Origin of the sequence: Rothia sp. HMSC066H02, from assembly GCF_001814995.1 — a bacterium.
Lineage (GTDB): Bacteria > Actinomycetota > Actinomycetes > Actinomycetales > Micrococcaceae > Rothia > Rothia mucilaginosa.
The window spans coordinates 167190-193797 of sequence record NZ_KV818667.1; the positions used below are offsets into that span (position 1 = coordinate 167190).

Here is a 26608-nt window from a genome sequence, read left to right on the forward strand (position 1 = left end):
CACTGTGGGGCTTTCCGCCTATTGCTATCTTCTGAAGGTTAGGGGCGCGTACCCGCCCGGATTTCCGGGCTAGAAGTCCGCCTCTACCGCCCTGTATCTAGCGCACCGTGCGGGACACGAACAGGAAGGCGGTCGCCTCCGCACCCAACGGAATAATGGTACCGCCGGGCTTTACCGCACCGGCCGCATCCGTCTCGTGCAGGTTACCGGAACCGGCACCGACCACGCTCACGTTCACCGCCTCCGAGAAGGGCGCACCTTCCTCAATGTGCAGGCGCACGCCGGGCACAAAACCGTGGCCCTGCAGGTAACGCAGCAGGCGCGGGTCATCATCGTTAATGCGTTCAAGCACGACTGTTTCGCCGGGTTCGCACTGGCTCAGCGGCACGGTCTGCGGAAAACTGATGTGCCCCGAAGAGTCCGGGATCGGGTCGCCGTGCGGGTCGCGGGTCGGGTGCCCCAGCAGGGTGTCGATGCGGTCCACCATGAAGTCGGATACCGCGTGCTCCAGAACCTCCGCCTCGTCGTGCACACGGTCCCAGGTGTAGCCGAGAGTCTCCACGAGGAACGTCTCAATGAGGCGGTGGCGGCGAATCATCGCCAGCGCGTAGGAGCGGCCGGTTTCAGTGAGCTCAATAGCGCCGTAGGGCTGATGCTCGATCAGGTCGGCGGCGGCGAGGCGCTTGAGGCCGTCAGATACCGAAGAAATGCGCAGGCCCATGCGTTCTGCCAGGGCGGATGCGGTGGCAGGGGTTTTGGTCCATTCTTCGAGGCTCCAGATTTCCTTGAGGTAGTTCTGGGTGCTGACGGAAAGTTCTGAAAGAGGCATACAGATAAGTCTACCTTTTCTCTGGTTTTGCCCGTCGAGCTACAGGGTATTCAGCGCGGGCTTAAAAAGCGTCCCGCCCGGACGGTTCACCCCTGGCAGGGGGTGACCATCACGGGCGGGATCAGGTGTTCGGTTCCGCGCTGGCAGGTACGAGAGGCTGGTAGGCACTATAGGCGGGCAAGCGCGAAAGAATGAGGGATGCGCGGCGGCGGTTAGGTGGCACGGCGGCGCGAACGGTCAATACGGGTCAGCAGTTCGATGAGCGCACCGCGTGCCGCCTGCTCCTCGTGCCAGAGGGAGCGGACGAGGGTGCGGCTGACTGCCTGGGTGGTGATGCCGAGTGCGGTTGCGGCGGCCTTCTGCTGGCCGCGCACGCCGGGTACAAGCAGGTTTACTACGCGCCATTCGGCGTCGGTGCGGTCGGCACATACGCGGTAGAGCAGGCGTGCGGAGCCTGCGGCGAGGTCGGCGAGGTGGCGGTTGTCAGCGCTGACGCTGATGCAGCGTACGGGTGCGCCTCCTTGTGCTTCTTCGACGGCGAGGCGTGAGAATTCGAGGGCGTCGCCGGTGCAGTCGGTGGTGCTGACGGCGCCGAGTGCGCCTGCGAATCGGGGGATGTTGAGCTCGCCGATTCCGATGCCGACCCAGAAGCCGTTATCGCGCGCGGCAATGAGCGCCGCGTGGAGTGCGTCGCTGGCGCGGTCGAAGGCGCCCTGAATTTCGTCAGGGTATGTCTGGGCGAAGGCAACACGCGGGTTGAGCTTTGCGAGTTCGTCCGACAGTGCAGTGAGTGAGTGCTGTGCGGAACGTTGAATAAAGGTTAGAACGAACACCTTCCTATTATGCCGTAAAACCTTCAACAACCGGCGTAAGGTTCGCCGTAATACCGACAACATTTAAACCCCGTAAAATACGCATTGATAAGGGAAATTATCGTGAGCGTGCACTGTGTGCAGAAATCCTCAAAAGGACGTAGAACACCCCCGAAAGGAAAATAATTTTCATGCAAGTGCACGTTGAATTATTCGCTTTCGGGGGCGTTGAGATGAGTTGATAGACGGCGCTGCCGCGGAACTACTGCGCGTTCGGTACCTGCGAGAGATGGGGCAGCTGACGTAGCGGCTTCTGGAACACCATCACCACCAGCGATAGGAAAATGAACACCGCGTAGAACAGCGCCGTGTACGTAATACCCCAATCAACAATGAGGAACCCTGCCAGCAGAACAGCCAGCGGGGTGAGCGCCATGTTCGGGATGCCCTGCACCGAGTGCACGCGACCGATCATGTGCTCCGGGGTGGATGCGTTAATGTACGCAATGATGCTCGAGTTGAAGGAGGGGAGCACAATACCCGCCAGCACAATCAGCAGGCACACCGCCCACAGCATCGAATGAACCACCGGTAGCAACAGGTAGCACGCCGACATGATGGCCAGGGAGGTGATACCGAGCGGGCCGAGCGCAAACTTCTCGGTCAGCGGGCCGACCAGGAACGAACCGAGCAGCACGCCCACGCCGAAGGCGCTCGCAAAGATGCCAATGAAGAGCGGGTGTGCGCCCTCCAGGGTGTAGTAGTAGATGAAGGTGAGCGGAATACCGACCGTTCCAAAGTTCGCAAGCGTTGAAACGAACGCAATGGACACCAGCACCTTGTTCTTCAGGATGTACTCAAAACCGGCTTTTGAGTCCTGCCAGAAGCTGGTTTTCTCGCCTTCCTCCTCTTCTGCGGGCTGCCGACTAGCCCCGTAGGTCTTGGGTGCGACGATGAACGCCAGCAGGTTAACGACCGCGTGAACGGCAGTCATGAGCACGGTCGAGAAACCGATAATGATGCCGGCGACCGGGCCGCCCAGCAGGTTGGCGGTGGATTCTCGTGTCTCGCCCATACCGGAGGCGTACCCCAGGTGTTCCTTGGGGACTACGCGGGTGATGATGGACTGCTCGCTCGGGTAATCGAAGGTGGAAATGATGGCGGCGAGAGAAATCGTAATCACCAAAACGTAAATATTGGTGACATTGAAAACGAGGTAGAGAAGAATCGCCACCCAGGACAGCGCCTGGCCAATACAGGACAGTGCCAGGCACTTTGAGGGACCGATTCGGTCAACCCACGTTCCGGATATCGCTCCGGCGCAGGTAGCGAGAACACCCGCGACAAAGAGGGTGATGCTCGCGGCCTCGGGGGAGCCGGTCAGCGCCAAAATAATGATGGGCGTGGTGATATAGCTCATCGAGTCTGAGAGCTGGTTGGCTCCAATGGCGAAGAGAGTATTTCGAAAATCTCTATTCTTGAGTAGCTCGGTGTTGACACTCATGGGGGACCTCCACGATGGGGTTGGGTGTCGCGCGGTGTGCAATCCGTCGTGCGTAGTTCGTTGTGCGCAATTCGTAGCGCGCAATCGTATGAGTGAATACCCCGACAGTCGGCTGCGCCTGCCTGTATTCGTCTGTTTTCGCCTGTGCCCGCCGGTCATGACGGGCCCGCCGGTTATCACGGGGTGGTTGAGGATGCACGGGGCGGCTCATCGGGAGCCCCCGCACAAGAAGTGTGTCGCGCGATACTTTAGATTCTATAAGAGATGTGAATCATATACATGAACGCTAGTTGAAAAACTTTCCTCATTTTGAGTATTGACATTAGGGTTAGTTTGACTATAATTCATTCTTGGTGCTTCCACCCAACTAAACCTCGGCTGAACCTCAGTTAAACCCGATTCCGGGCGCACCAAAGACACCCGCAACCAGGCTCCGCCAATCCACACCGCCAGACTCTGTTACAGTCAGTCTCGCAACGCAGCGGGCAGGGGAGCGTAGAAGAGCGCAGAATAAGGGCTGCACTAGGTGCTACTCCACCAGGCCCGCGAAACCCGACAGAGCCAGCACCTCCTCAACATCCTGCGGCACCGAACGCGCCACCCATGGCGAATGCACCAACACCGCCTGCCACTGACCGCGCGACACCGCCACATTCAAACGATTCGGCGACAGCACAAACCCGGCACCGCGCCCAGAATCAACCCGCGACGACGCCAACGACACCAACACCACCGCAGCCTCCTGACCCTGGAACTTATCCACCGTGCCCACACGCACGCCAGCACCCGAAGAATCCGCCAAACCAGCAGCAATCAGCGCCTCACGCACACAATCAACCTGCGCGTTATACGCCGCCACCACAATGCAATCCTCCGCCACCAACGGGCGCGGCTCAGCACCAGCCGCCGGAACCCACTCACGACCCAACAACTCGCGCACGCAATCCACCACCGCCTGCGCCTCCTGCACAGAACGCACCGAACACCCCGCGTGCTCCACCGGATACGACACCACACCCGGCGCAACACCCTGCAGGGCGCGACCAGCCGTCGCCGCCGCGCTCGCCAACGCGCCATCATACGACAGCCACGAAACCCGCTCGCACAACGCCGAATCCATACGCCACGACTCGCCCAAGAAATAGCCAAAACGAGGATTCAACGCCGCCACACCGTCAGACAACCAACCCAGCGCCGAAACATCCACCGGGTACGGGTGCACACCCGTCGACACCTGCGGCAACTGCTGCGGATCACCCAACAGCAACACCGAACGCGCCGCACGAGCCGCCGCCACCGTATTCGTCAGAGAGAACTGGCCCGCCTCATCAACCACCAGAACATCCAGCGACCCGGCAGGCACGCGACGCTCACTCACGTAATCCCACACCGTACCGCCAAACAGCAGGCCGCCCGCACCAGAAATCAGCTCCGTCAGCTCGGAATCAGACACCTCAGACCACGGGGCGTCCGGAGTCATCGACTTACCGCGCAGACGCACCGCACGCGAAACATCAAAACCATCACGGGCACAGCACGCCAACATGAGATTCTCAATCACCGCATGCGACTGAGCTACCACGCCCACCTTTGCGCCCTCAGCCACCAGACGCGCAATCACGTGCGAGGCGAGGAAGGTCTTACCCGCACCCGGAGGGCCCTGAACCGCCACATAGGAATGATCGAGAGCGCGAACCGCCGCGTGCACGGCATCCACCGTGGGCAGGTCAGATCCGGAAAAATCAACCTCAAGAGGTAGATTTTCTACATTTTTGGTGTTCGAGGTGCTCCTCTTCATGCGCGGCGCGCGGCGGAACAGCAAATCCGTGGAGGCACTTTTCACCCCCGTCAGCGAAGCCGCCGCATCGAGCACGCTCGGCAGGGTGCGGGACGGGTCAGGGGTCTCGGCGGACTCGCTGGAAGCTTCGGAATCCTCGCGGGGCACGGGGTCATTAAGCACGGAGTCGTTGGGCATGAGCGCGCCGCCGAAGAGCAACCCGTGCACATCAGCCTGCAGAGCCGCCTCAATCGTCGCCGTAGACACCGGATCGCCAGGACCAATACCCGAAGGCAGGGCACCGTGCGGCTCATCCTTCACGCGGATGCGCTCCTGCAGAAGCACCTCCAAGAACTCGCCAGCCGATTCGCCGGTCGACTTGCCGGACTCTGCGGCAGCCTCTTCGGGATCTGCAGAATCTGCGGAATCCACGGAACCGGCACCGAAACCGCCCTGCGCCACCGTCAGCACACGCATGCCAAAGAAACCCGTCGCCGCCAACTCAGCGGGCACACGCTCACCCGGATTCGACGCACGGAAATAATTCACCTGCGACTCCATACGGTCCAGCGCAATCTGCGGGCTCAACCCCGCTTCATACGCACAAAAAACCGCACGGTCAGAGGGCGCAATCACCAGGCTCGGGTCAGCATCAATTCGCGCACGCAACAGACGCACCTGCGCGCCGCGCACACGATACCAGCCGGGGGCGTCCTCAACCTCGGCGGGCTCCTTCATGGCGGCGGCAAGCGCCTCCAGGTCTGCGGGGGTGTTCAGAAGAGCATGCGCATGCTCCACCGAAAGCACCTGCACTCGATCAAGGTACGCGTAATCGCGGCTCGCTACCCACGCCGTCGGGCCGTCCTCCAGGCGGCGAATGTGCTCACGCCAGAACGGGGCACGCTCGCGGCGGTGATAGTTCGTCATGGACAGTAGCATCGCCGCCTCAAGTTCACCGGCACCCCAGCCGCGCTCTGCCGCGTGCTCCTCTAGGGAGGCGAGCTGGGCATCCAGCAGGCACTGCAGGTGGTACTGTTCGCTGTCGTTCTCGACCGCGGCGGGCACCCGGTACATGACCGGGTGCTCCTCAGTTTCAGGGTCTTCGGCGGTATCTTCGGCAGTGTCTTCGGTGACGAGCTCCGGGGCCTCGGTTGCGAGGGCAAGAGATGCAGCCGCGTTCAGGCACGCTGGGCACTCGCCGCAGGTCAGAAAATAGGGGATGCGCTCGGCAAGTTCCGCCGGTTCTACACCCTCGTTCAGCGCCTCGGTGAGCAGCAGGAGGCGCTGCTCCTGCAGGCGAATTAGCGGCAGAATACGCACCGAATCAACCCGGTGAGGTTGAGGAACGGGGGAGTGGTGCTCGGCGGGCTCTGGATTGGACTCCGCGCCGCGCTCCTCCGCTCCGTGGTCCAGGTAGAGGTCGAGGCGCGCGGCATTCTTGGTGTTCTCGGCGCTCTCGGTTGCACTAGCGGTCAGCAGGTGCGCCGCCAGGGCACCGCGCAATAACGCCCGATGCGCCGCCTCACCCAGATGCGGGGTGCAGACGATTCGGGCGGTATTGCTCTCGGCGGTGCTGTTCGCAACCGGGCAGTCGAGGCGGTCGAGCTCCACCGTGTAGGTCAGCCCCGTCGCGGAGGTCGCCACCAGGGGCACCGGGCGCGCTGTGCCGCCCGCATGCTCACCGCTGACTACTCCACTGCCGACCATTCCGCCCTCGGTTAGCACCTGCAGGCACTCGCGGTACGCTTCGTGGGCGCGCTCGGACTTCTCGGGGGTCGGGTGGACAGACTGCATCTGCGCACGCTCCCGAAGCTCGGTGTAGAGCCGTAGCTCGCAGACGGAGGTGGCGGTCAGATCGGCGAGGGTGAAGGTAAGGTCCATGGTGACTTTTCTGCTGGAGGAGAGAGAAACAAGGCGGGCGTGAAACCCTGCCGTAGGGAGTGGGTGAGAGCCCCGGTCGAGGAGCCTATTGGCACCTGCCGCCGCCCCTTGCCCCGAAAGGTCTTGCCCCGAAAGGTTGATTTTCAGGTTTCACGTGAAACACTACTGAAAATCAACCTGCACGGGGTGATTTAGGGGGTCTTTGATGCTTCCGCAGTAGCTTCCGGCGCTACCGTAGAAGCACTCGGCGCGGTCGAACGGTTCGCAATCGCCGCCGCCGCCGCGTCCACGCGTTCCTTCGCGGCGGGCAGTGCATCCGCACCGCCCAGATTGTTCAGAATAATCGCGAAAATCAGGCGGGTGCCGTCGGGTCGGGTTGCCACACCGCACAGCGAAGACACCGTGTACAGGGTGCCGGTCTTCGCCTGTACAAAAGTGCGCGCGTGCACGGCGTTCGCCGCACCAAAACGACCGGACAGGGTGCCGCTCACGCCCGCGACCGGGAACGTGCTCATCAGCTGCTCCGCATGCTCATCAGCATTCAGCAGAGCCACAACCTGCACGAGGGTTCGGGCGGTCACGCGGTCCGTCAAGGACATGCCGCACACGTCTGCCTGCACCAGGTTTTCAATGTTCACGCCGGCATCCACGAGTGCCTGGCGCACGGTCTGCTGTGCCGCCTCTCCGCTGCCTTCCTTACCTGCGGCAATGGCGGCGCAACGGCCGAGCACCTCGGCGAGGGCGTTGTCGGATTCGAGCATCATGTGCTGTGCCTGCTCCAGCAGGGTTGCCGATTCGACCGCGGCGATTTCAACTGCTTCCGCGGGGGCGGTGCGGCGCTCCGCGAGGGTGAAGCTCATGCCGGACTCCTTGCCGGCGGTGTTGAGCGCATCCACGAACGCTTGCTGAGCGGCAACCGCCGCATCGTCCGGGCGTACCGGGTTGCTTGCGGTGGACTTGCCCGGCACCGTGTGCGATTCGAGCGCAATCGGGTGAATAGGCGTGATCTGGCCGGACGCCACGTCCGCGTCATCCCAGCCGGGGTTCACGCCGGGGCCGGTGAAGAAGGTGCCGTCAAGGTAGACGGGCAGCGCCGCGGTCGGCTTCTCGCCCTGAAGAAGCGCCTTCACGGTCAGCTCGGCGAGGGTGGTCAGGCCTGCGCGTCCGACGATCTGCTTCGGGTCGGAGGCGCCCGCACCGAGCAGGGTGTCGCCGCCCGCCATGAGGTACAGTCCGGTGGCGTCGCGGGTGACGCGGGTGCGCAGGCGCGCCTGCAGGTTCGCGTAGTGGTTGAGTGCGAACAGGGTCAGCACCTTAAAAGTGGAGGCGGGCACGCGCGCGGTGTCGGCGTTGGCGGCGTACAGGTCGGCGGGCGCGGTGGCCGCCTTGATGCTGGGCAGGTCGCCGTCCATGCCGGTGACGAGCAGGCTGTACTGCGGGTAGGTGCCGTCCGCGAAGAGCGAGGTGAGGGCGGCACGTAGCTGTTCCTGCTCTGCTTCGGGTAGTGCGGGTGTGAGGGTCGGGGTGGCGCTGGGGGCTGCGGAGGCGGTCGCCTCGGCGGTGCCGGTGGGGTTGCCGGTTGCGCTGTCGGTGGGGCTTGCGGAACCTTCGGGGCGTTTCTGTTCGGTTGCGGCGGATCCGCAGGCGGTGAGAAGGAACATGCCGCCGAGGGTGAGGGCGGCGCGGCGGGTGAGGGTGGTGGTCTGGGTGTTGTGCTTGTTGGAAGGCATCTTTTGAGCATAGCGGGCGGATGGGGTGCCTATCGAATTTACGCGCCGGTGCTGGGATCTCATGCCGCGCTCCTGCTGCCCCTCACGAACCCTATCTGGGCTGCCCGGTACGGCGGCGGAGTGTGCTGGCAGGGTGTGCTGGCGGGCGTGGGACTAGGCGGAATGTTAACTGTGGTGTGAGCGTGGTAAATTACGCTGGTTTTGGCGCCGAATACGCGGTTTCGGTGTGCGTGAACGGGTTACAATGGGTGAGTTCAACACCTAACTTTCGCACCTTGCGCGCCGAAGTCGCCGCGAAAGTGACTCTAACTCACGAGAAAGAAGGTTCCGATGGAACTCGACGTCACTATTGAAATTCCCCGCGGCTCCCGCGTGAAGTACGAAGTGGACCACGAGACCGGCCGCCTGCGCCTGGACCGTGTGCTGTTCACCTCCATGCAGTACCCCACCGCTTACGGTTACTTCGAGAACACCCTCGGTGAGGACGGCGACCCGCTGGACGCAATGCTGATCCTGGACGTTGACGTTGTTCCCGGCGTGCTGGTTGAGTCCCGCCCGGTCGCAGTGTTCAACATGACCGATGAGGCTGGCGGCGACGCTAAGGTTCTGTGCGTTCCCACCGACAAGCGTTACGACCACATCAAGTCCCTGGCTGATGTTCCGGAGCAGCTGAAGGCTGAGATTCAGCACTTCTTCGAGCGTTATAAGGACCTGGAGCCCGGCAAGTGGGTTAAGGGCGAGGGCTGGGAAGACCTGGCTGCTGCCGAGAAGATGGTCCAGGAGGCTATCGACCGTTTCGCAGCTGAGGGTCACTAAGCTGCCGCACCGTTAGGTGCACCCGGTTTTTATCAGGGGGGCGTGTTCCCCGTGTCTGGTTCGTGCGAGTTTTCGCGCGTGCTGGAGGCGGTGGGCACACCCCCTTTTTTTGTTGCTTCTTTCGCCTTTGTTGTGTCTTTCGCCGCATCTGTCTGCACGCCGGGCGTAGTTGATTGCGCGAGGTGCAGATTCCGGGTATCTTCAAAGGGATTCACTCTTCTTCTACTCTCACACCTTTCACCGAGGATAGAAAATGAAGAAAAACCTTTCGACCCGTGGCGCGGCGGCACTGTTGGCACTGGCTATGGGGTGCATGGGTCAGGGTGTAGCCCAGGCGGCATACATTCAGCCGAAATCTGTACAGCCTATTGAAGAGCTGGAATTTGATGTTAATTGTTTTGACATGCACTTCTATTACGGCAAGTACGTTATAACCAGTTTGCACTGGGCGGAGTGTACCGGCCTGATTACGAAGAAGCAGGTTGTTGGGCTGGCTACAACCGATGAAGATAAGTTGCCGAACGGGGTCATGACTATCTCGCGTGGCCGCTTGCTGGAGCACCTGTACCATCTGGCAGGTTCACCCGAGGTGAAGAACCTGCCGGAGAAGTCCCCGTACACCGACCTGACCCCGGACGATGCGCGCTATAAGGTTGCTATCTGGGCGACCCGCGTGGGTTTGACCACCGGTTGGTCTGATGGTTCCTTCCACTACGACACTCCGGCGAGCCGCGGCGCCTACTTTACCTTCCTTTATCGTGCTGCGGGTAGCCCCAAGGTGACCCTGGAGCCCCTGGATAAGGCGAATGCTGTGCGTGTGGAGAAGGGTGCTACTCCCATTAAGGAGGGGAGCGAGTTGCATCGAGCAATGAGCTGGGTGTACCAGCATGCGCTGGCGAAGGGGGAAGATAGCAGGGCGTATGACACTAGCTTCTCCACTAACGGATACAGGCCGTGGGATTTCAACGAAACACCGGATTTCTATTACGTTTCGTACTCCACTATTTTCACTCCTCTCATGGTTCTTGATTACCATGAAGAGCTGGCACCGATTGTGGCTCGTCTGCAGTCGCTGTCTTAGCCGCTGTCATAGCGGTAGGTGAGCGGGAGGGCTTGCTGGGGGCGTGTTCCTTGCATCTGGTTCGTGCGAGTTTTCGTACGTGCTGGAGGCGGTGGGCACGCCCCCTTTTTTTGCGTTCCTTGGCTGTGATTAGGGGTACCGGAAGGGCATGTGTAACCGAACTATTCTTCGGAAAACAGCCTCAGAGGGCTTCTTGGGGTGCTAATATGGGCATATTACGAAGAATACTTCGTATAACCTGAGGTTCTGCAGCGGTGAGGAGGAAACCCCCATGGCATTCGACGCAACGGGGTTCGCACAGGAATTTGGTGCGCAGGTTCGTGCCGTCCGCAAGTACGAAAAAATCACCCAAATGGAGTTGGCGTGGATGGTCGGGCTTAGCGATAAAACAATCCGCGATATTGAGCGAGGGCTACCCGGCCCGTCAATTGGTGCGGTCCTCAAGGTCGCCCAAGAGCTCGGTATCGAGCTGGCTATCACCAACCCCCTCACCTAACCCCTCCCGCACACTGCGATAGAAAACAGAACCTGGAGAAAAGCCATGACAGATGAACTTATGGCAGATGTCTATAAAGATGGTGTCCTCGCCGCATATTTGAGGCGAGACGCCAACGGGCTGATTCATTTCACCTACCGGGCAGATTATGAAGGCCCGGCAATTGCCACGAGCTTGCCTTTAAACGCGGAATATACCGCAGAATCAATTCCCCCTTTCTTCCAGAATCTTTTGCCCGAAGGCTATAGGCTCGACGTCGTTAGTTCCGAGAAAAAAATCAGCAAAAATAACACCCTGGGCTTATTGCTGGTGATTGGTTCTGATGTTCCAGGAGATGTGCAAATTATTGAGCACGGGCGGGAACTGTACACCGCTCCTGCCGCATTGGTGAACAACCCTGAGGTCGTTTCCTTTGCAGAACTTATGGGCACGGTTGACCGCCGAGGACTGCCTGGCGTTCAAGAAAAGCTGAGTGCCGTCATGAAAACCCTGCCCGTGCATTGGACGGGCGCTGGCTACGATGCGCTTCTGAAAATCAGCCCGCAACGCATGCCCGGGCTCGTGGAAAACGAAGCTGCCCACCTCACGGCGGCCGCACTCATGGGGATTCCTGTAGCTCAGCATGAGCTTGTCTATGATCGAGACGGCGTATCAGGTTTGATGGTCTCCCGTTTCGACCGAACACCCTCTGGGGGACGCATCGCTATGGAGGATGGCGCACAGATTTTGGGTGTTCCTTCGGGTGAGAAATACACGGAAGATAATCCTGCTGTGACAACAGAAAGTGTCATTCAAGCAATGGTGAAGCTTGCTGCTTCCCCTGCTATTGCCCGCAGGAATCTTTACATGCATTTTCTCTACGCTTGGCTGACCGGCAATGGGGACCTGCACGCAAAAAATATCTCGCTCCTCAAGGGACGCCGTGGATGGGAAGTAGCTCCTATCTACGACATCCCCTGTTCGCTCGTGCATATTAAATCTCTATCCATGGCGCTTAGCGTCAACGGAAAAGATAATTCGAATCCCGGTGACGGTTCGCCGCCCGAAGATTGGAAGATTACTGTTGACGATTGGCTTGCTCTCGCAGAGACTATCGGTCTTCCGCCTAAGGTACAGAAAGACGCTCTAACGCGTGCTCTCAAAGCGGCTCGAGCAGTTCGCTGGCCCACAGACCGAGCCGCCCCGGGATATGTTTTCAACTCGAATGCCTCACCGTTTAAGGCCATGCAGAAAGAGTTGGAACGCCGCCAGGACGAGTTTGAAGAGTACCTTCATATGCGCTCCTAAGGCTCCTGACTTCTTGAGACTCCGTTATTTCTAAATTCTCCTCGTGAAGTATCTATCTACATAGATACTTCGCAATTTCTATAAAGGAACCACCATGCAGAATGGACGCGCAGGACGCCTGCACCCCGCCGTCGGCACTGCTCGCCGCCACCTCGCCGCCGCCCTTGAAAAGCTCCTCGGCGCCGGAAGCATCAAAGCCACCGGACGCTCCCGCACCGCCTCCACCGCGGACGCCGCCGACCTGCCCCTGCTCTTGGTCGCCTGCAGCGGCGGCCCCGACTCCCTCGCCCTGGCAGCTATTGCCGCGCACTTCGCTCGCCGCGGCGACGTGCGCGTAGGCGCCATTATCGTCGACCACGGCCTGCAAGAAGACTCCGCCGCGGTTGCCGCGCAGACCGCGCAGACCCTCACCGACCTGGGGCTTCACCCCGTCATTACCGAAAAAGTGCAGGTTCCTGTCGGGAACATGGGCCCCGAAATGGCGGCGCGCACCGCCCGCTACGCCGCCTTCACCAAAGCCGTCGAGGCGACCGGCGCCCGCGCCGTACTGCTCGGCCACACCCTCGACGACCAGGCAGAAACCGTGCTGCTCGGCCTAAGCCGCGGCTCCGGCACGCGCTCCCTGGCGGGTATGCCGCCCGTACGCGTCGAAGAGGGGGTCACCTACCTGCGCCCCTTCCTCGGCCTGCGCCGCACCGACATGCTCGACATCTGCGACGCCGAAACCCTCACCCCCTGGATCGACCCGACCAACACCGACGAAACCCTCATGCGTGCCCGCATCCGCCACAGCGTGCTGCCCTACCTGGAGGAGCACCTCGGCGGGGACGTCGCCCGCTCCCTGGCGCGCACCGCCTCCGTAGCTGGCCCCGACGCCGAATACCTCGACGAGCAGGCGCAGGCAGCCTACGAGCAGGCGCTCCTACCCACCGGAACCGCCGTGCGCGGCATCGAACGTGAGGACGCCGTGCTACTGGACCGTGCGCAGGTGGCGGCGCTGCACCCGGCGCTTCGTCTGCGTGTGCTTGCGACCGCCTGCAAGACCGCCGGGGGAGAGAACCCCGGCTTTGAGCGACTGCAGGCGCTGGACTCTTTCACCGCCGAATACGCGGTAGCTGGGCCCGTTCAGATGCCCGGCCACGTGAGCGCGTACCGCCGCCGCGAAATTGTGCATCCGGCAACCGGTGAACGCCTGGACGTGCTCGTATTAGTGCCAACTCGACCCTAACTAGGTGCCCAGCTAGGTGCCCGCGGAGCCCCCTCAGCACACACTATCTGCGTGGTGAGGTGCGCCGCGGCGCCGTTTTAAGCCATACTTAAGGCGAACACCATCCACATTGTCCGCTGTGGGAAGGCATGAAACCCCTCACCCGGGGCCCCCGGCGGAGGCGCAGAGCGTCTAAAAGAATACGAAGGAATACATCGTGCAGGCTATCGACGTGCAGGACGATATTAAGAACGTTCTCTTCAGCAAGGAAGAGATTAATGCGAAGGTCGCCGAACTGGCGGCGCGCATCGACGAAGACTACGCCGGTAAGGACGTGCTGTTGGTGGGTGTTCTCAAGGGCGCCATCATGATCATGGCTGACCTTTCCCGCGCTCTCAAGGGCCACTACACCATGGACTGGATGGCTGTTTCCTCGTACGGTTCCGGCACCAAGTCCTCCGGCGTTGTGCGTATCCTCAAGGACCTGGACACCGACCTGGTGGGCCGCAACGTCCTAATCGTTGAAGACATCATTGACTCCGGCCTGACCCTGGCATGGCTGCAGCAGAACCTGATTTCTCGCGGCGCAGCTTCTGTTGAGATTTGCACCCTGCTGCGCAAGCCCAAGGTCGTCAAGGCTGACGTTGAGGTCAAGTACGTCGGCTGGGACATCGAGCCCGAGTTCGTTGTTGGTTACGGCCTGGACTTCGCTGAGAAGTACCGCAACCTGGACTGCGTCGCAACCCTGCACCCGCACGTTTACTCCTAAGCCTTCACCTCAGCAACCATGCTGTAGGTGGTGACGCCCCGCCTCCTCACGCTTGTGGGGGAGCGGGGCGTTGCTGTACCCGGCGGCGAATGTACTCGGGGGCGGATGTACCCGCCGAAGAAGATGCACTTTCACCCCCGCCGAGTGATACAACCCTTTAGCCCGCAGGTGAAATAGAGAAGCCCGGTACCTAGCCGCCCGCCGGGGTAGGGTACATTTAAGGTTGCACCGTTGGGTGTTCCGGCAGGCATGCCGCACCCCAACGGGTCACAGCCGCAACGTAAGGACAAAGCATTGGCGCAAACCCCCAATACTCCGCAGAAAGGCTCGGAGGGCTTCCTGAAGAAGCTGATTAACGGCCCCTGGTTCTGGCCGGGTGCAGCTCTCGTAATCATGCTGGCTTTCCTCATGGCCTCCTTCTTCACTCAGCCCTCGCGTCAGGTGGACACCAACGTGGGTCTTCAGCTGCTCAACGACCACCAGGTCAAGAGCGCAAAGATCTACGACGGCGACCAGCGCGTCGAGCTGCAGCTTAAGGACGACTACAAGAAGGGCAACGACAACTACGGTAAGTCGGTGCGCTTCTACTACGTGCAGCCCCGCGGCGACGAAGTTGCTAAGGCAATGGAATCCGCAGAACTGGAAAGCTACACGGACCAGCCCGTTGAGCACAGCTTCCTGGGCTCCCTGATGTCCCTGCTCCTGCCGATTCTGCTCTTTGGTGTGCTCTTCTGGTTCCTGATGGGACGCATCGGAGGCGGCTCCTCCGTGATGAGCTTCTCCAAGTCCCGCGCGAAGAAGTTCACCAAGGACAAGCCGGAAGTCCGCTTCAGCGACGTCGCCGGCGTGGACGAGGCGCTCGCCGAACTGGAAGAAGTCCGCGAGTTCCTGGCTGAACCCGAAAAGTTCACCCGCCTGGGTGCAAAGATCCCCAAGGGCGTGCTGCTGTACGGCCCTCCCGGCACCGGTAAGACCCTGCTCGCCAAGGCTGTGGCGGGCGAGGCTGGCGTGCCGTTCTACTCGATTTCTGGCTCTGACTTCGTTGAAATGTTCGTGGGTGTGGGTGCGTCCCGCGTGCGCGACCTGTTCAAGGAAGCGAAGAGCGACCCCGCCGCCATCGTCTTCGTTGACGAGATTGACGCTGTTGGCCGCCGCCGCGGCGTCGGCATGGGCGGCGGTAATGACGAGCGTGAGCAGACCCTGAACCAGCTGCTGGTTGAGATGGACGGCTTCGACGGCAACTCGAACGTCATCGTCATTGCGGCAACGAACCGACCTGACGTTCTGGACCCGGCGCTGCTGCGTCCTGGCCGTTTTGACCGTCAGATTGGTGTGGACGCCCCCGACATGCAGGGCCGCGAACACATCCTGCGCGTTCACGCCGCAGGCAAGCCGATCGCTAACACCGTTGACCTGGCACAGGTCGCTAAGCGCACCCCCGGCTTCACCGGTGCTGACCTGGCGAACGTCATGAACGAGGCGGCTCTGCTGACCGCCCGCGATAACGGCAACGTGATTGACGACCGCGCTATCGACGAGGCAATCGACCGCGTCATGGCTGGTCCGCAGCGTTCCTCGCGCATCATGAACGAGCACGAGCGTAAGGTCACCGCATACCACGAGGGCGGTCACGCCCTGGTCGCGGCGGCACTGCGTAACTCCGCGCCGGTCACCAAGATTACGATTCTTCCGCGCGGTCGCGCCCTGGGTTACACCATGGTCATGCCGCAGGACGACAAGTACCCCACGACCCGCCACGAACTGCTCGACCAGATGGCGTACGCGATGGGTGGCCGTGCCGCTGAGGAGATCGTCTTCCACGACCCGTCCACCGGTGCGTCTAACGACATTCAGAAGGCAACCGACACCGCCCGCAAGATGGTCACCGACTACGGCATGAGCGCCGTGATTGGTTCCGTGAAGCTCGGCGGCGAAGACACCGAACCGTTCCTCGGTGGCGGCGGCGCTTCGGCACGCAACTACTCCGACGAGACCGCGGCAAAGGTCGACGCTGAGATTCGCGCCCTGCTGGAGCAGGCACACGATGAGGCGTTCCAGATTCTGCTGGAAAACCGCGATATTCTGGACCGCCTGGCGTTCGCCCTGCTCGAGAAGGAAACCCTGCTCGAGAACGAGATTGCCGAAATCTTCAAGGATGTTCGCAAGCGCCCCGAGCGTGAGCACTGGTACTCCAAGCCGACCCGCGAGCGTACCGACATCCCGCCGGTGAAGGCACCGAGCGAGCTGGCGAAGGAAGCCGAAAAGGCTGAAGAAGCGCCTGCCGAGGCGCCGACTGTTCCGGTAGCACCGGCTGCACCCGCGCAGCAGGTTCCGGTAGCACCTACGCAGCCGTTGCCGCCTCAGGCGCCCCTCACCAACCCGGACGCCGACCCGACCGTCGCAATGCCCACCCAGCAGTACCCGAACTACCCCGCCCCTCCGGCGCAGCGCCCGGAGAACGGCACCCCGAACCAGAATGGAGCAGAGAATGAGCGAGGCTAAGAACGCCGTCGACCAGCCGCGTATTGAGGCTGCCGTCCGTGAGATTCTGCTCGCGATTGGTGAGGACCCGGACCGTGACGGCCTGCAGCAGACCCCGGCTCGTGTGGCACGTGCCTACGCGGAGTTCTTCTCGGGCCTGCACCAGGATGCCGGCGAGATTCTGGGTACGACCTTCGACATTGCCCACTCTGAGATGGTGCTGGTGAAGGACATCCCGTTCTACTCGACCTGTGAGCACCACCTGGTGCCGTTCCACGGTGTGGCGCATGTGGGTTACATTCCCGGCCCGGACGGTAAGGTGACCGGTCTGAGCAAGCTCGCCCGCGTGGTGGATCTGTACGCTCGCCGCCCGCAGGTGCAGGAGCGTCTGACCACGCAGGTGGTGGAGGCTCTGGAAGAGCACCTGAACCCGCGCGGCGCGATTGTGGTGATTGAGGCTGAGCACATGTGCATGTCGATGCGCGGTGTGCGTAAGCCGGGCGCGAAGACTGTGACTAGCGCGGTGCGCGGTGCGCTGATGAATGGCGCAACCCGTGCGGAGGCGATGAGCCTGATCTTCTCGCAGCGCTAAGCATCGGGATGAGCATATAGCTATACGACAGGGGGCAGGATTCTAAGGAATCCTGCCCCCTGCGATGTACCCCTACGCTGTGTAGCGGCATTTGTTGGGTCGTATGACGAGAGTCCTTGCGTAGAGGGTGTCATCAGCTGTAGAGTAGTACCACTAGTACCGGCACCACTCCTTCGGGAGTACAGGACCGGTCTTCTTTTTGTTAACGCTATGTACAGCGCTCTTCACGTACCGTTGTTGATGAATGCATAACTGTTCCGCTCCTCATCCGGAGCGAAAATAACCGCGGCCGGTTCCGCCCATCAGGGGTCTGGAGCCGGTCATCGTTTTTAAACGATGACCTTAGTAAGACAGAGATGGGTTACATCCCGTGTAGTTATACCCTTAATATCCTTATATTGATATTATTAAAGAGTTATGATGATGAAACGATATCAAGTGATGGATAGTGTATGTCTTCAATCATAAAACCATTTAAAACATATGAACAGCAGGTTGGAATCTTGCGCCAGCGAGGTATGCTCGTAGGTTCTCAGGAACATGCCGTTCACGTCCTTGAGCGTGTTAGTTACTACCGTCTGAGTGGTTACTACTATTCGTTCCGGCGACCGGCGGGAAGCGGGCAACGCTCGGATACTTTCATACCCGGAACTGTCTTTGAAGATATCGTGGCCCTGTATGAATATGACCGTAATCTTCGGTCCATTGCGTTTTCGTATTTCTCGCAGTTTGAGGTGTATATGCGGTCCCGCCTAGGGAATTTACTGGGGGAAGTGGATCCACTCATATACGAGGATGAAACCCGGTGCGACCTTCAAGGCAGTAAAAGGCGCACTGCGTGGAGTAGATTTACGAGAAAAAGCGAACAGCTTATTCGTACTTCTGAAGAAGAATTCGTGAAGCATCACCGTGAACAATACGGCGGGAAGTTGCCCGTGTGGGGTGTGGTGGAAGTTCTAGATTTGGGGGCTCTACAGAATCTGTATTTGGTCTCTCCGCCAAGTATTCGACGAGATATCGCGAAAGCCTTGGGGTGTACTGACCCTCAGTTGGAAACTTGGATTAATTCGCTGCGGGTAATGCGCAATATTTGTGCGCATCAAAGTAGGTTCTACAATAAGCTGCACCCAGAGCCTCGTTTGCCACGTGTGTTGAGAGGTGGAAGAGTTGAGAGTCCTGAAATCCGTGAGGTTGTTGACCTGTTTGGCGTGCCGCAGGGTGAAGAGAACCATAAGATGTGTAAGACCTTCGGCATGCTCACCCTCCTCAAATATCTGATGGACCAGGGCGGAATCGGGGATACGGAATCTCTAACCCGGATTCTGAAGGAACGTCCTGATATTTCCGTTCCTGGGGTTGATGTATCGCGGGCTATGGGTATACCGCAAGGGTGGGAAGAAACCCGTTTGTGGAGCTAAAATCTTCACAGCTTATAGACACGCTGAAAGGGGCGGAGGTGAAAGCCTCCGCCCCTTTTCGCATCGCCAAAGTGCTCTGAGAATGTGTTCTGAGCCGGTACCTTCCGCGGCCGTGGCGGCGCCGATCATGCCGCACCGCAGAAGCTAGAAGAGCCCCGCCGCTAACGCTTCAAGCTACCCTTCGCCTCGCTCGGATTATCCCAACCCAGGGCAAGAGTCACGATCAAGCCCACGGCAATGAAACCGCAACCGGTCGCGGTGCCGAAAGCAATCCAGCGCACGGCAGGAGCACCTTCAGCGAGCACAATAGTCACCAGCGCGGCAAGAGCTACCAGGGAGAGGATCCAAGCTCCAGTCTTCATATTCACAATGAGTCACTTCCTAGAGTATGTATGTGTGGGTGCGCGCCGCCGACCGGGAACGCGCTCGGCACGGTATGCGTGCCCTCCCAGCATACCTTTAAATAAGTATCTGTAATGCAAGTATTGCATGCCGTGTCCCCAGAATCGCCCCCACAGCTGCCCCAACCCCCACCCCAATCACTGCGCCAAACTCCACCGCACCGCAGATTCGGTACGATAAACCCATGACTGAATCCACACACACCACCCGTGTAGCCCCCCTGCCCTGCGACGTGCTCGCCGCTGAACGCACCCTCGTGATGGGTATCCTCAACGTCACCCCCGACTCCTTCAGCGATGGCGGCCAGCACTACGCCGCCACCGACGCCATCGCCCGCGCCGCCCGCATGATTGCCGAGGGCGCCTCCATTATCGACATTGGCGGTGAGTCCACCCGCCCCGCCGGTGCCGTGCGCATCAGCGTGGAGGAGGAGCAGCGCCGCATCCTGCCCGTCATCGAGGCAGTCGCGCAGATGGGCACCACCATCAGCGTTGACACCATGAACCCGCAGACCGCCCGCGCCGCCATCGCCGCCGGTGCGCACATCATCAACGATGTGTCCGGTCTGAACGTGAGCGATGAAATGATCGAAACCGCCGCTGAACTGCAGGTGCCGTACATCCTCATGCACGCCCGCGGCACCTCCCAGACCATGGACAGCCTGGCGGAGTACCCGCGCGGCGTGGTCACCGAGGTTGTGGAGGAGCTGACCGGCCTGCGCGAGCGTTTCCTCGCCGCCGGTGTGCTGCCGCAGAACCTGATTCTTGACCCGGGTCTGGGCTTCGCGAAGGGCGGCATGCAGGATTGGGAGCTGCTCGCCGCCATTGACGAGCTACAGGGTCTGGGGCACCGCCTGCTCATTGCCGGTTCCCGCAAGCGTTTTATCGCCAACGCCCTGACTGCGGCGGATATGGCGCTGGCCGAGCGCCTGAACGCGAGCGGTTTCACCGCAACCGATGCGGGTGAGGCTGAACGCGAACTGTGGCAGTCGCTGTCGGAGCCGCGCCCGGCTCAGCATCGTGCGGCAGCCTCTGCGGCGGTGACCGCCCTGGTGGCGGCGCGCGGCGTGTGGGCGGTGCGCGTGCACGACGTGCCCGCCAGCGTGGATGCGGTGACGGTCGCCTCCGCGTTGCGCTCCGTAAGCTAAGGCTCTGCCAGCTAGAACCACCACCCCGCGACCGCCGACTACCCGAATACCATCTAGGAGACCCCCCAATGACCCAGGCAGATTACGCCCGCCACGACCGCATCACCCTCACCGGCATTACCGCCAAGGGCTACCACGGCGTGCTCGACTTTGAGAAGCGCGACGGTCAGCCCTTCGTCGTGGACGCGACCCTGTACAGCGATTTTTCCGCCGCAGCCGCCACGGATGACCTGACGAAGACCACGAACTACGCGCTCGTGGTTGACCTGATTCACCGCCACGTGACGAACGGTTCGCTGGACCTGATTGAGACCCTCGCGGTGAACATTGCCGAGGGTATTCTCGCGATGTTTGAGCTTGTGGAGGCGGTGGAGATTACCGTGTCAAAGCCGCAGGCGCCGATTGAGCTGCCGTTCGGTAACGTTGCGGTGAGCGTGTTCCGTGAGCGTGCGGCTGAGGGCGGCCGCTAGTGGCGGGCACCCAGAAAACCGATACGCAGATGCCCAACACCCTGAAACACTGCGCGGTGTTGGCGTTGGGCTCGAACCTGGGCGAAAGCGAAGACACCCTGGAGCATGCCGTCGCCGACCTGGTGGCGGGCGGTGTGCGTCTGGTGCGCGCCTCCGGGTTGTACCGTACCGCCCCGGTGGGTGGCCCGGAGGGTCAGCCGGATTTCGTGAACGCGGTCATTGAGGTGACCACTGACCTGGGCGCCTACGAGCTGCTGAAGCTGTGTAATGCGGTGGAGGCGGCGCATCACCGTGAGCGCCTGGTGCGTTGGGGCCCGCGCACTCTCGATATTGACGTGATTGACTATGACGGCGTGATCTCTGAGGATCCGGTGCTGACTTTGCCGCATCCGCGGGCGCAGGAGCGTGCTTTCGTGCTGGTGCCGTGGGCGCAGATGGACCCGCAGGCACACTTGACGGTGACCCGGCGTGCGGAGCCTTCGGGGGAGCGGCCGGATGAGGTTCCTGCGCCGCTGAGCCGCGAGGTCGTGAACGTTGCGGAGCTGTCCCGCACGCTGCTTGGGGCGGATGAAGACGCTATCAGCTATATGCGTGAGATGCAGGTACCTGATCAGCCTTAAATGTGGCACTCTGGAAGGTAGAGGAACCTACCGAAAGGAAACACCATGAAGCCCCTGAGTTATCGGGCGATTATTGTGGCGGCTGTGTGCGGTGCCGCTGCCGCTCTTATGGTGAATTCCGCGATGATTGGCGCCGGTTTTGGTGAGCTGAATTTTTCGTGGATGCTCGGCGCGGTGTGCCTGCTGGTTGCGGCGGGCGCCGTGTGGCTGGGCGTGCAGGTGGCTCGTTATCGTCGTATTCAGACGCGTGAGAAGGTACCCCATATGGGCCCGATTCTTGCGGCGCGTGCGGTGGCGTATGCGCAGGGTTCTATCATGACCGGTGCCCTGTTGACGGGCTGGTGCGCTGCGATTCTTGGCTACCATGTGGCGATGGTGTCTGTGCGCGGTTTTTCGGTGGTCTTTTGGGAGGTTCTTGTTAATTGTGTGGGCAGTGTTGCCCTGCTGATTGCTGGGCTGTGGGCTCAGCATTGTTGTCGTATTCCGCCGGAGGATGATGAGGATGCGGCCTCCTCTTCCGGTGCTGTCAAGCCGCGAGAGGGAGGAACCTATGTCGGCTCCTAACCAGAATAGTTATTCGCCGAATGGTCGGTATGGGCAGGATGCCCAACAGGGGCAGTATGGTCAGAACCAGCCTGCTCAGCAGAACCAGTACGGGCAGCACCAGCAGGCGGCTTACGGTCAGCCTGGTGCCCCGTATGGACAGCAGACCCAGAATGACCAGCAAGCACAGTACGGTCAGCAGGTTCCGCCCGCTGCCGCGTACCCGAACGCGCCTCAGCCGGTTCCCGCGCAGCTGGCGCATTCTCAGCAGGTTCCCCCTCAGCCGGTTCCCGCGCAATCCGTGCCGGAGCCGCAGTGGGTGCCCGCCGCCTCCGGCTACCTGACGGTTCGTTTTGTTCACACTATTTCTGCTTTGGCGTTCCCGATTCTTGCGGGTGTTGCCATGTATTGTGCGGGCGCGTTCTTCGGCGGCCCGGAGGCGCTACGCATCGTCGGCCTGGTGGTGGTCGCGGTGTTTGGTCTGTGGGGTCTGTGGTGGATTCTGACCACGCCGCGCCGTACTCGCGCGCTCGGCTACGCGCTGGAGTCGAATCACCTGATGGCTCGCCGCGGTATCGTGTTCCGTTCGATGAGCTCTATGCCGTACGGTCGCATCCAGTATGTTGATGTGGATTCGGGTCCGCTGGAGCGCATGTGCGGTGTTGCCCGCCTGACGGTGCGCACCGCGGGTACGACCACCGGCACAATGGTGCTGTTCGGTATTCCGCTGAACGTGGCGGAGGAGCTGCGTGCGGATCTGGTGCGCCGCGCCGATGAGCGAATGGCGGCACTCTAATGAGTACCCCGAATCCGGTCAACCCCGCGCCGCAGGCACCGCAGCCTCCTGCCTCCCAGATGCCGCAGGAGCAGAAGTGGTGGCGTGCCGATATCCGCACGTTCATCATGAACCTCTGGTTCATTATTCTGTTGGCGTTTGGTTTCTTCCAGAGCATTATCCTGAATATTCTGACCACCCCGCCGAACGAGTGGGGCGCGCGATTGACGCAGGCATTTGACGAGAACAGCAGCTACTTCAGCGCAACGTACTCGCAGCTTATCGGCTTCGCCGTGCTCGTGCTGATTCTGGTTGCTGGCTCGATTGACTGGTGGTTTACCCGCTATAGCCTGGACGATTTGGCGATTCACCGCCGTAGCGGTTTTCTGTTCAAGAAGAACCGCACGATTCGCCTGGAGAGCGTGCAGAGCGTGGATATTTCGCGTCCTCTGGTGGCGCGTCTGCTGGGCCTGTCGGAGCTGCGTTTTGAGGTGGCTGACGGTTCTTCGGAGGCGCTGCACATCAAGTACGTTTCTGCCCGCAAGGCGGAGGTTCTGCGCCGCACCGCGATGGCGAGTATTAACCTGCTGCGTTCGGAGGCGGCTGGCCGCCCGGTCGACGTACTGCCCGATAGCATGCAGATTTCGGCGGAGCGCATGCCGGATGCGGATCAGCTGCATCAGCCGTTCGAGGCATCCTATGAGGCGTCCTATGGTGCGCCTCGGCAGGACGGCACCGCGCAGGACGGCACCCAGCAGGTAGCGCCTCAGCAGGGCGCCCAGCAACCCGCACTTGGCCAGCTCGCACCCGAGCAGTCTGCACCCCAGCGCCCCGGTACTCAGCAGCCTGGCGCATCCCGCCGCGGCGCTCGCATGCCGATGCCGGTCGCGGCTGACCCCTCGCAGCCGCCGATTTTCCGCATCTCGAATGTGCGTCTGATTGCCTCCATCATGCTGGAGCACCTGGTGTGGCTGGTGCCCGCCGTGGCCCTCATGGTTGGTGCCGCGGTCATTGCCGCGATCATAGATGGCGAGAGTCCGTTCCTGATTTTCATGGCGTTGCTACCCGGCACCTTCGTACCGCTACTTGGTTACTTGGGTACGTTGTGGGCACGTTTTGACGGTGCCGCGAACTTCAAAATCACCCCGAGCGGTCAGGGTGGCGTGACCCTGCGCTACGGTTTCACCGGCACGCACACTCAGAACGTGATGGTTGAGCGTATTCAGGCGCTGGCGGTGGAGCAGTCCATTCTGTGGCGTGCGTTCGGCTGGTACCGCATCAAGATGACCATTGCCGGTATTGGTATTGAGAAGAACGACAACCAGAAGGTTGTGACCCGCAATGTTGCCCTGCCGGTTGGCAATAAGCAGGAGGCGCTGATGGTGTTGCGTCTGCTGCTACCCGCCCTGGATGAGGCGCAGGCGCAGGTGCTGCTGGACACCGCCAACGGTTCGCTGAAGAGTCAGAAGCCGCAGGTTCCGGCAATGATTGTGACGCCCTCTTCGGCGCGCTGGATGGACCTGCTCACCTGGAAGCGTAACGGCGTGACCACGGTCGGTTACACTGCCGGTTCGGTGCAGGCGACCACTCGCATTGATTCTGATGCGGCACGTTCGAGCGTTGGTGAGCATACGCGCGGTGACCTGCTGCTGATTCGTGGCGGCTACTTTATCCGTACGCTGTCGATTGTTCCGGTCAGCCGTGTGCTGAGCGTGAGCCGAGGTCAGGGCCCGCTGCAGCGTGCCTTCGGATGCGCGAGTGTGCATTTCGGTACGGTGCCCGGCCCGGTGCGCACGCTCATGATGCACTTGCCGCCGCGTGTCTGCGAGGACCTGGTGTGGTTGATGACGGTTCGCTTGGAGGGTATTGAGCCCTACTACCGCGTACCTGAGCCGGTACTGAGTGGGCACGGCGTGCGCTAACCCGCCAGCAAAACTACAGATCGCGCCCTGCCGTCAGTGTTCTTCGTGACACCGGCGGCAGGGTCGGCGTGAAAGGGAGAATATACTTAAAGCCGTGATACAGCATTCAAAACCTGCGCGTTTGGGCATTGGAATTATTTCCGCCGGGAGGGTCGGATCCGTCCTCGGTGCGGCTTTGCGCGCCTGTGAGCACACTATTGTGGGTGTTCACGCGGTGTCTGAGGCTTCCCAGGAACGCGCCGCGATGCTGCTTCCCGATGTGCCGCTACTGCCGGTGGAGCAGATTGCTGAGCGTAGCGAATTGCTGATTCTCGCGGTTCCCGATGATGAGTTGCCGGGCCTTATCACCTACCTGGCGTCCTCGGGAAGTATTACCGCCGGTCAGATTCTGGTGCATACCTCCGGTCGTCACGGCACCGAGGTTCTCGCACCGGCGACCGCGCTGGGCGCTATCGGTTTGGCGATTCACCCCGCCATGACGTTTACCGGCATGTCCGTGGACCTGCAGCGCCTGAACGGCACCTGCTTCGCAGTGACCGGGCCTGCACCGTTCATCCCGATTGCTCAGGCACTCGTGGTGGAAATGGGCGGCGAACCCGTGCACGTTGCCGAGGCCGACCGAGCGCTCTACCACGCCGCCTTAGCGCACGCCGCGAACCACCTCGTGACCATCCTGGGTCAGTCCCAGCAGATGCTCGCCTCCATCGGTATTGAGGACCCGGCACGCTACATGGGGCCGCTCGTGCGAGCCGCCGTGGACAATGCGCTCGCCAGCGGTGAGGGTGCTCTCACCGGGCCCGTGGCACGTGGAGACGCCGGCACCGTGAAGGCTCACCTTCAGGCTCTGAATGAGTACTCAGAGCATGAGAAAACAGGTGATATTACAGACTCTTATGCCGCTCTGGCACACGCAACCGCAAAAAGAGCGCATAATAGAGGTTTGTTAAACGATGAACAACTGGGACGAATTGAGAATCTGCTGGGTGAGTCTTCGGACCGCAACCACCCCGGCGATATTGATGATTCAGCCCCCGAAAACAAGGAGTTCTCGTCATGACTGAGACTTCGATGCCCCGAGTCGTGACCACCATTGCGGATTTCCGCACGGCAATCACCGAATCCCTTGCCGCCGCGCAGGAGGAACTGGACCGGGCAGCCCGCCAGGAGGCGGAGCAGAACGGCACCGCAGTTCAGTACAAGAACGCATCCCTGGGCTACGTGCCCACCATGGGCGCACTGCACGACGGCCACGCAACCCTGTTGCGTCGCGCCGCTGAACAGAATGATGTAGTGGTCGCCTCCATTTTCGTGAACCCGCTGCAGTTTGGCCCCGGCGAGGATTACGAAGCATACCCGCGCACCCTGGAGGCAGACGCTGCCCTGGCTGGTGCCGCCGGTGTTGACATTATTTTTGCCCCCGAGGTTGAAGAGATGTACCCCGACGGTGACCCGCTCATCCGCATTTCGAGCGGCGAGCTGGGCACCAAGTTTGAGGGTGCGACCCGTCCCGGCCACTTTGATGGCGTGCTGGCCGTGGTCAATAAGTTCTTCAACATTATTCGCCCCGCAGCCGGTAACCACCCGGTGAATGCGTACTTCGGTCAGAAGGACGCTCAGCAGTACATCCTGATTCAGCGTATGGTGCACGATTTCAACCACGACGTGACCATGCGCCCTGTGGCGATTGTTCGCGACGATAACGGTCTGGCGCTGTCTTCGCGTAATAGTTACCTGTCGGATGAGGAGCGCGAGTCTGCCCTGGTGCTGTCCCGCACCCTGGCGATGCTTCGTGAGAATTCGCTGAACCGTGGCTTCCACGAGATTGATTTGGACGGTGCGCGTGAGCGTATCAACTCCACTCCGGGTGTACGCCTTGACTACCTGGAACTGGTCGACCCGATGACTTTCGGTGAGCCGACTGAGGAGTCGGAGCGAGTGCTGGCACTGGTTGCTGCGTTCGTTGGCCCGACCCGCCTGATTGACAACATGGACCTGCGCTAAGCGTTCGTTCGTTTAGAAGAGTCCCCAACACACTACACAGATAGGTAT

23 protein-coding genes are annotated in these 26608 nt (G+C 61.0%); 17 read left to right on the top strand and 6 right to left on the bottom strand.

The window, feature by feature from the left end:
• Positions 1-97 precede the first annotated feature (97 nt).
• The 5 genes from HMPREF2999_RS00710 to dacB form a co-directional block, all read right to left on the bottom strand.
• Positions 98-829 carry a metal-dependent transcriptional regulator gene (locus tag HMPREF2999_RS00710; protein WP_070674373.1) on the bottom strand — a complete coding sequence of 244 codons (732 nt, stop codon included), beginning with the start codon at positions 827-829 and terminating at the stop codon, positions 98-100.
• Between the two features lie 212 nt (positions 830-1041).
• Positions 1042-1662: a hypothetical protein gene (locus HMPREF2999_RS00715; protein ID WP_005507641.1), complete on the bottom strand. Its 621-nt coding sequence runs from the start codon at positions 1660-1662 to the stop codon at positions 1042-1044.
• A gap of 241 nt (positions 1663-1903) precedes the next feature.
• On the bottom strand, positions 1904-3145 hold the full coding sequence (locus tag HMPREF2999_RS00720) for an MFS transporter (protein WP_070674376.1): 1242 nt from the start codon (positions 3143-3145) through the stop codon (positions 1904-1906).
• Between the two features lie 529 nt (positions 3146-3674).
• Positions 3675-6803 (bottom strand): DEAD/DEAH box helicase, encoded by a 3129-nt coding sequence (locus HMPREF2999_RS00725; RefSeq protein WP_070674378.1) that lies wholly within the window; start codon positions 6801-6803, stop codon positions 3675-3677.
• A 191-nt stretch (positions 6804-6994) separates the two neighbouring features.
• A complete protein-coding gene (gene dacB / locus HMPREF2999_RS00730) occupies positions 6995-8533 on the bottom strand; it encodes a D-alanyl-D-alanine carboxypeptidase/D-alanyl-D-alanine endopeptidase (RefSeq protein WP_070674381.1) in 1539 nt (512 codons plus the stop codon).
• Between the two features lie 330 nt (positions 8534-8863).
• Here dacB and ppa point away from each other — a divergent pair, with 330 nt between their 5' ends.
• From ppa to HMPREF2999_RS00775, 9 genes are all read left to right on the top strand, one after another.
• A complete protein-coding gene (gene ppa / locus HMPREF2999_RS00735) occupies positions 8864-9349 on the top strand; it encodes an inorganic diphosphatase (protein WP_005504328.1) in 486 nt (161 codons plus the stop codon).
• Positions 9350-9602: 253 nt separating this feature from the next.
• A complete protein-coding gene (locus HMPREF2999_RS00740; protein WP_070674384.1) occupies positions 9603-10430 on the top strand; it encodes an S-layer homology domain-containing protein in 828 nt (275 codons plus the stop codon).
• Positions 10431-10701: 271 nt separating this feature from the next.
• Positions 10702-10926, top strand: a complete 225-nt coding sequence (locus HMPREF2999_RS00745) for a helix-turn-helix domain-containing protein (protein WP_005504337.1) — start codon at positions 10702-10704, stop codon at positions 10924-10926.
• Between the two features lie 45 nt (positions 10927-10971).
• Complete coding sequence (locus HMPREF2999_RS00750) at positions 10972-12213, top strand: type II toxin-antitoxin system HipA family toxin (protein ID WP_070674387.1); 1242 nt, start codon at positions 10972-10974, stop codon at positions 12211-12213.
• Positions 12214-12307: 94 nt separating this feature from the next.
• Complete coding sequence (gene tilS / locus HMPREF2999_RS00755; protein WP_070674390.1) at positions 12308-13441, top strand: tRNA lysidine(34) synthetase TilS; 1134 nt, start codon at positions 12308-12310, stop codon at positions 13439-13441.
• Positions 13442-13637: 196 nt separating this feature from the next.
• Positions 13638-14189, top strand: a complete 552-nt coding sequence (hpt, locus tag HMPREF2999_RS00760; RefSeq protein WP_005504342.1) for a hypoxanthine phosphoribosyltransferase — start codon at positions 13638-13640, stop codon at positions 14187-14189.
• 294 nt (positions 14190-14483) lie between these two features.
• Positions 14484-16691, top strand: coding sequence for an ATP-dependent zinc metalloprotease FtsH (ftsH, locus tag HMPREF2999_RS00765; protein ID WP_070697687.1), 2208 nt, complete (start codon positions 14484-14486; stop codon positions 16689-16691).
• Complete coding sequence (folE, locus tag HMPREF2999_RS00770; RefSeq protein ID WP_005507626.1) at positions 16678-17262, top strand: GTP cyclohydrolase I FolE; 585 nt, start codon at positions 16678-16680, stop codon at positions 17260-17262. Before ftsH ends, folE begins: the two co-directional genes overlap by 14 nt.
• A 452-nt stretch (positions 17263-17714) precedes the next feature.
• The gene (locus HMPREF2999_RS00775) at positions 17715-18680 is read left to right on the top strand and encodes an Abi family protein (protein ID WP_070697689.1); all 966 of its coding nucleotides are present in this window, start codon (positions 17715-17717) and stop codon (positions 18678-18680) included.
• A gap of 161 nt (positions 18681-18841) precedes the next feature.
• On the opposite strand, the gene HMPREF2999_RS00780 is transcribed toward HMPREF2999_RS00775, so the two are convergent.
• Entirely contained in the window at positions 18842-19048 is a 207-nt protein-coding gene (locus tag HMPREF2999_RS00780) for a hypothetical protein (protein WP_070674399.1), read from the bottom strand.
• Positions 19049-19266: 218 nt separating this feature from the next.
• On the opposite strand from HMPREF2999_RS00780, the gene folP reads away from it, so the two are divergent.
• From folP to panC, 8 genes are all read left to right on the top strand, one after another.
• Positions 19267-20229 (top strand): dihydropteroate synthase, encoded by a 963-nt coding sequence (gene folP / locus HMPREF2999_RS00785; RefSeq protein ID WP_070507309.1) that lies wholly within the window; start codon positions 19267-19269, stop codon positions 20227-20229.
• Positions 20230-20297: 68 nt separating this feature from the next.
• On the top strand, positions 20298-20699 hold the full coding sequence (gene folB, locus HMPREF2999_RS00790; protein WP_070674402.1) for a dihydroneopterin aldolase: 402 nt from the start codon (positions 20298-20300) through the stop codon (positions 20697-20699).
• Positions 20699-21319: a 2-amino-4-hydroxy-6-hydroxymethyldihydropteridine diphosphokinase gene (gene folK, locus HMPREF2999_RS00795; RefSeq protein WP_070674405.1), complete on the top strand. Its 621-nt coding sequence runs from the start codon at positions 20699-20701 to the stop codon at positions 21317-21319. Before folB ends, folK begins: the two co-directional genes overlap by 1 nt.
• A 45-nt stretch (positions 21320-21364) precedes the next feature.
• Complete coding sequence (locus HMPREF2999_RS00800; RefSeq protein ID WP_005504359.1) at positions 21365-21883, top strand: DUF3180 domain-containing protein; 519 nt, start codon at positions 21365-21367, stop codon at positions 21881-21883.
• Positions 21870-22658, top strand: a complete 789-nt coding sequence (locus HMPREF2999_RS00805; protein ID WP_070674408.1) for a PH domain-containing protein — start codon at positions 21870-21872, stop codon at positions 22656-22658. The genes HMPREF2999_RS00800 and HMPREF2999_RS00805 overlap by 14 nt, the downstream gene beginning before the upstream one ends.
• A complete protein-coding gene (locus HMPREF2999_RS00810; protein WP_070674410.1) occupies positions 22658-24559 on the top strand; it encodes a PH domain-containing protein in 1902 nt (633 codons plus the stop codon). The genes HMPREF2999_RS00805 and HMPREF2999_RS00810 overlap by 1 nt, the downstream gene beginning before the upstream one ends.
• 94 nt (positions 24560-24653) lie before the next feature.
• Positions 24654-25616, top strand: coding sequence for a Rossmann-like and DUF2520 domain-containing protein (locus HMPREF2999_RS00815; RefSeq protein WP_070630058.1), 963 nt, complete (start codon positions 24654-24656; stop codon positions 25614-25616).
• Positions 25613-26560 carry a pantoate--beta-alanine ligase gene (gene panC, locus HMPREF2999_RS00820; RefSeq protein WP_070674413.1) on the top strand — a complete coding sequence of 316 codons (948 nt, stop codon included), beginning with the start codon at positions 25613-25615 and terminating at the stop codon, positions 26558-26560. Before HMPREF2999_RS00815 ends, panC begins: the two co-directional genes overlap by 4 nt.
• Positions 26561-26608: the final 48 nt, after the last annotated feature.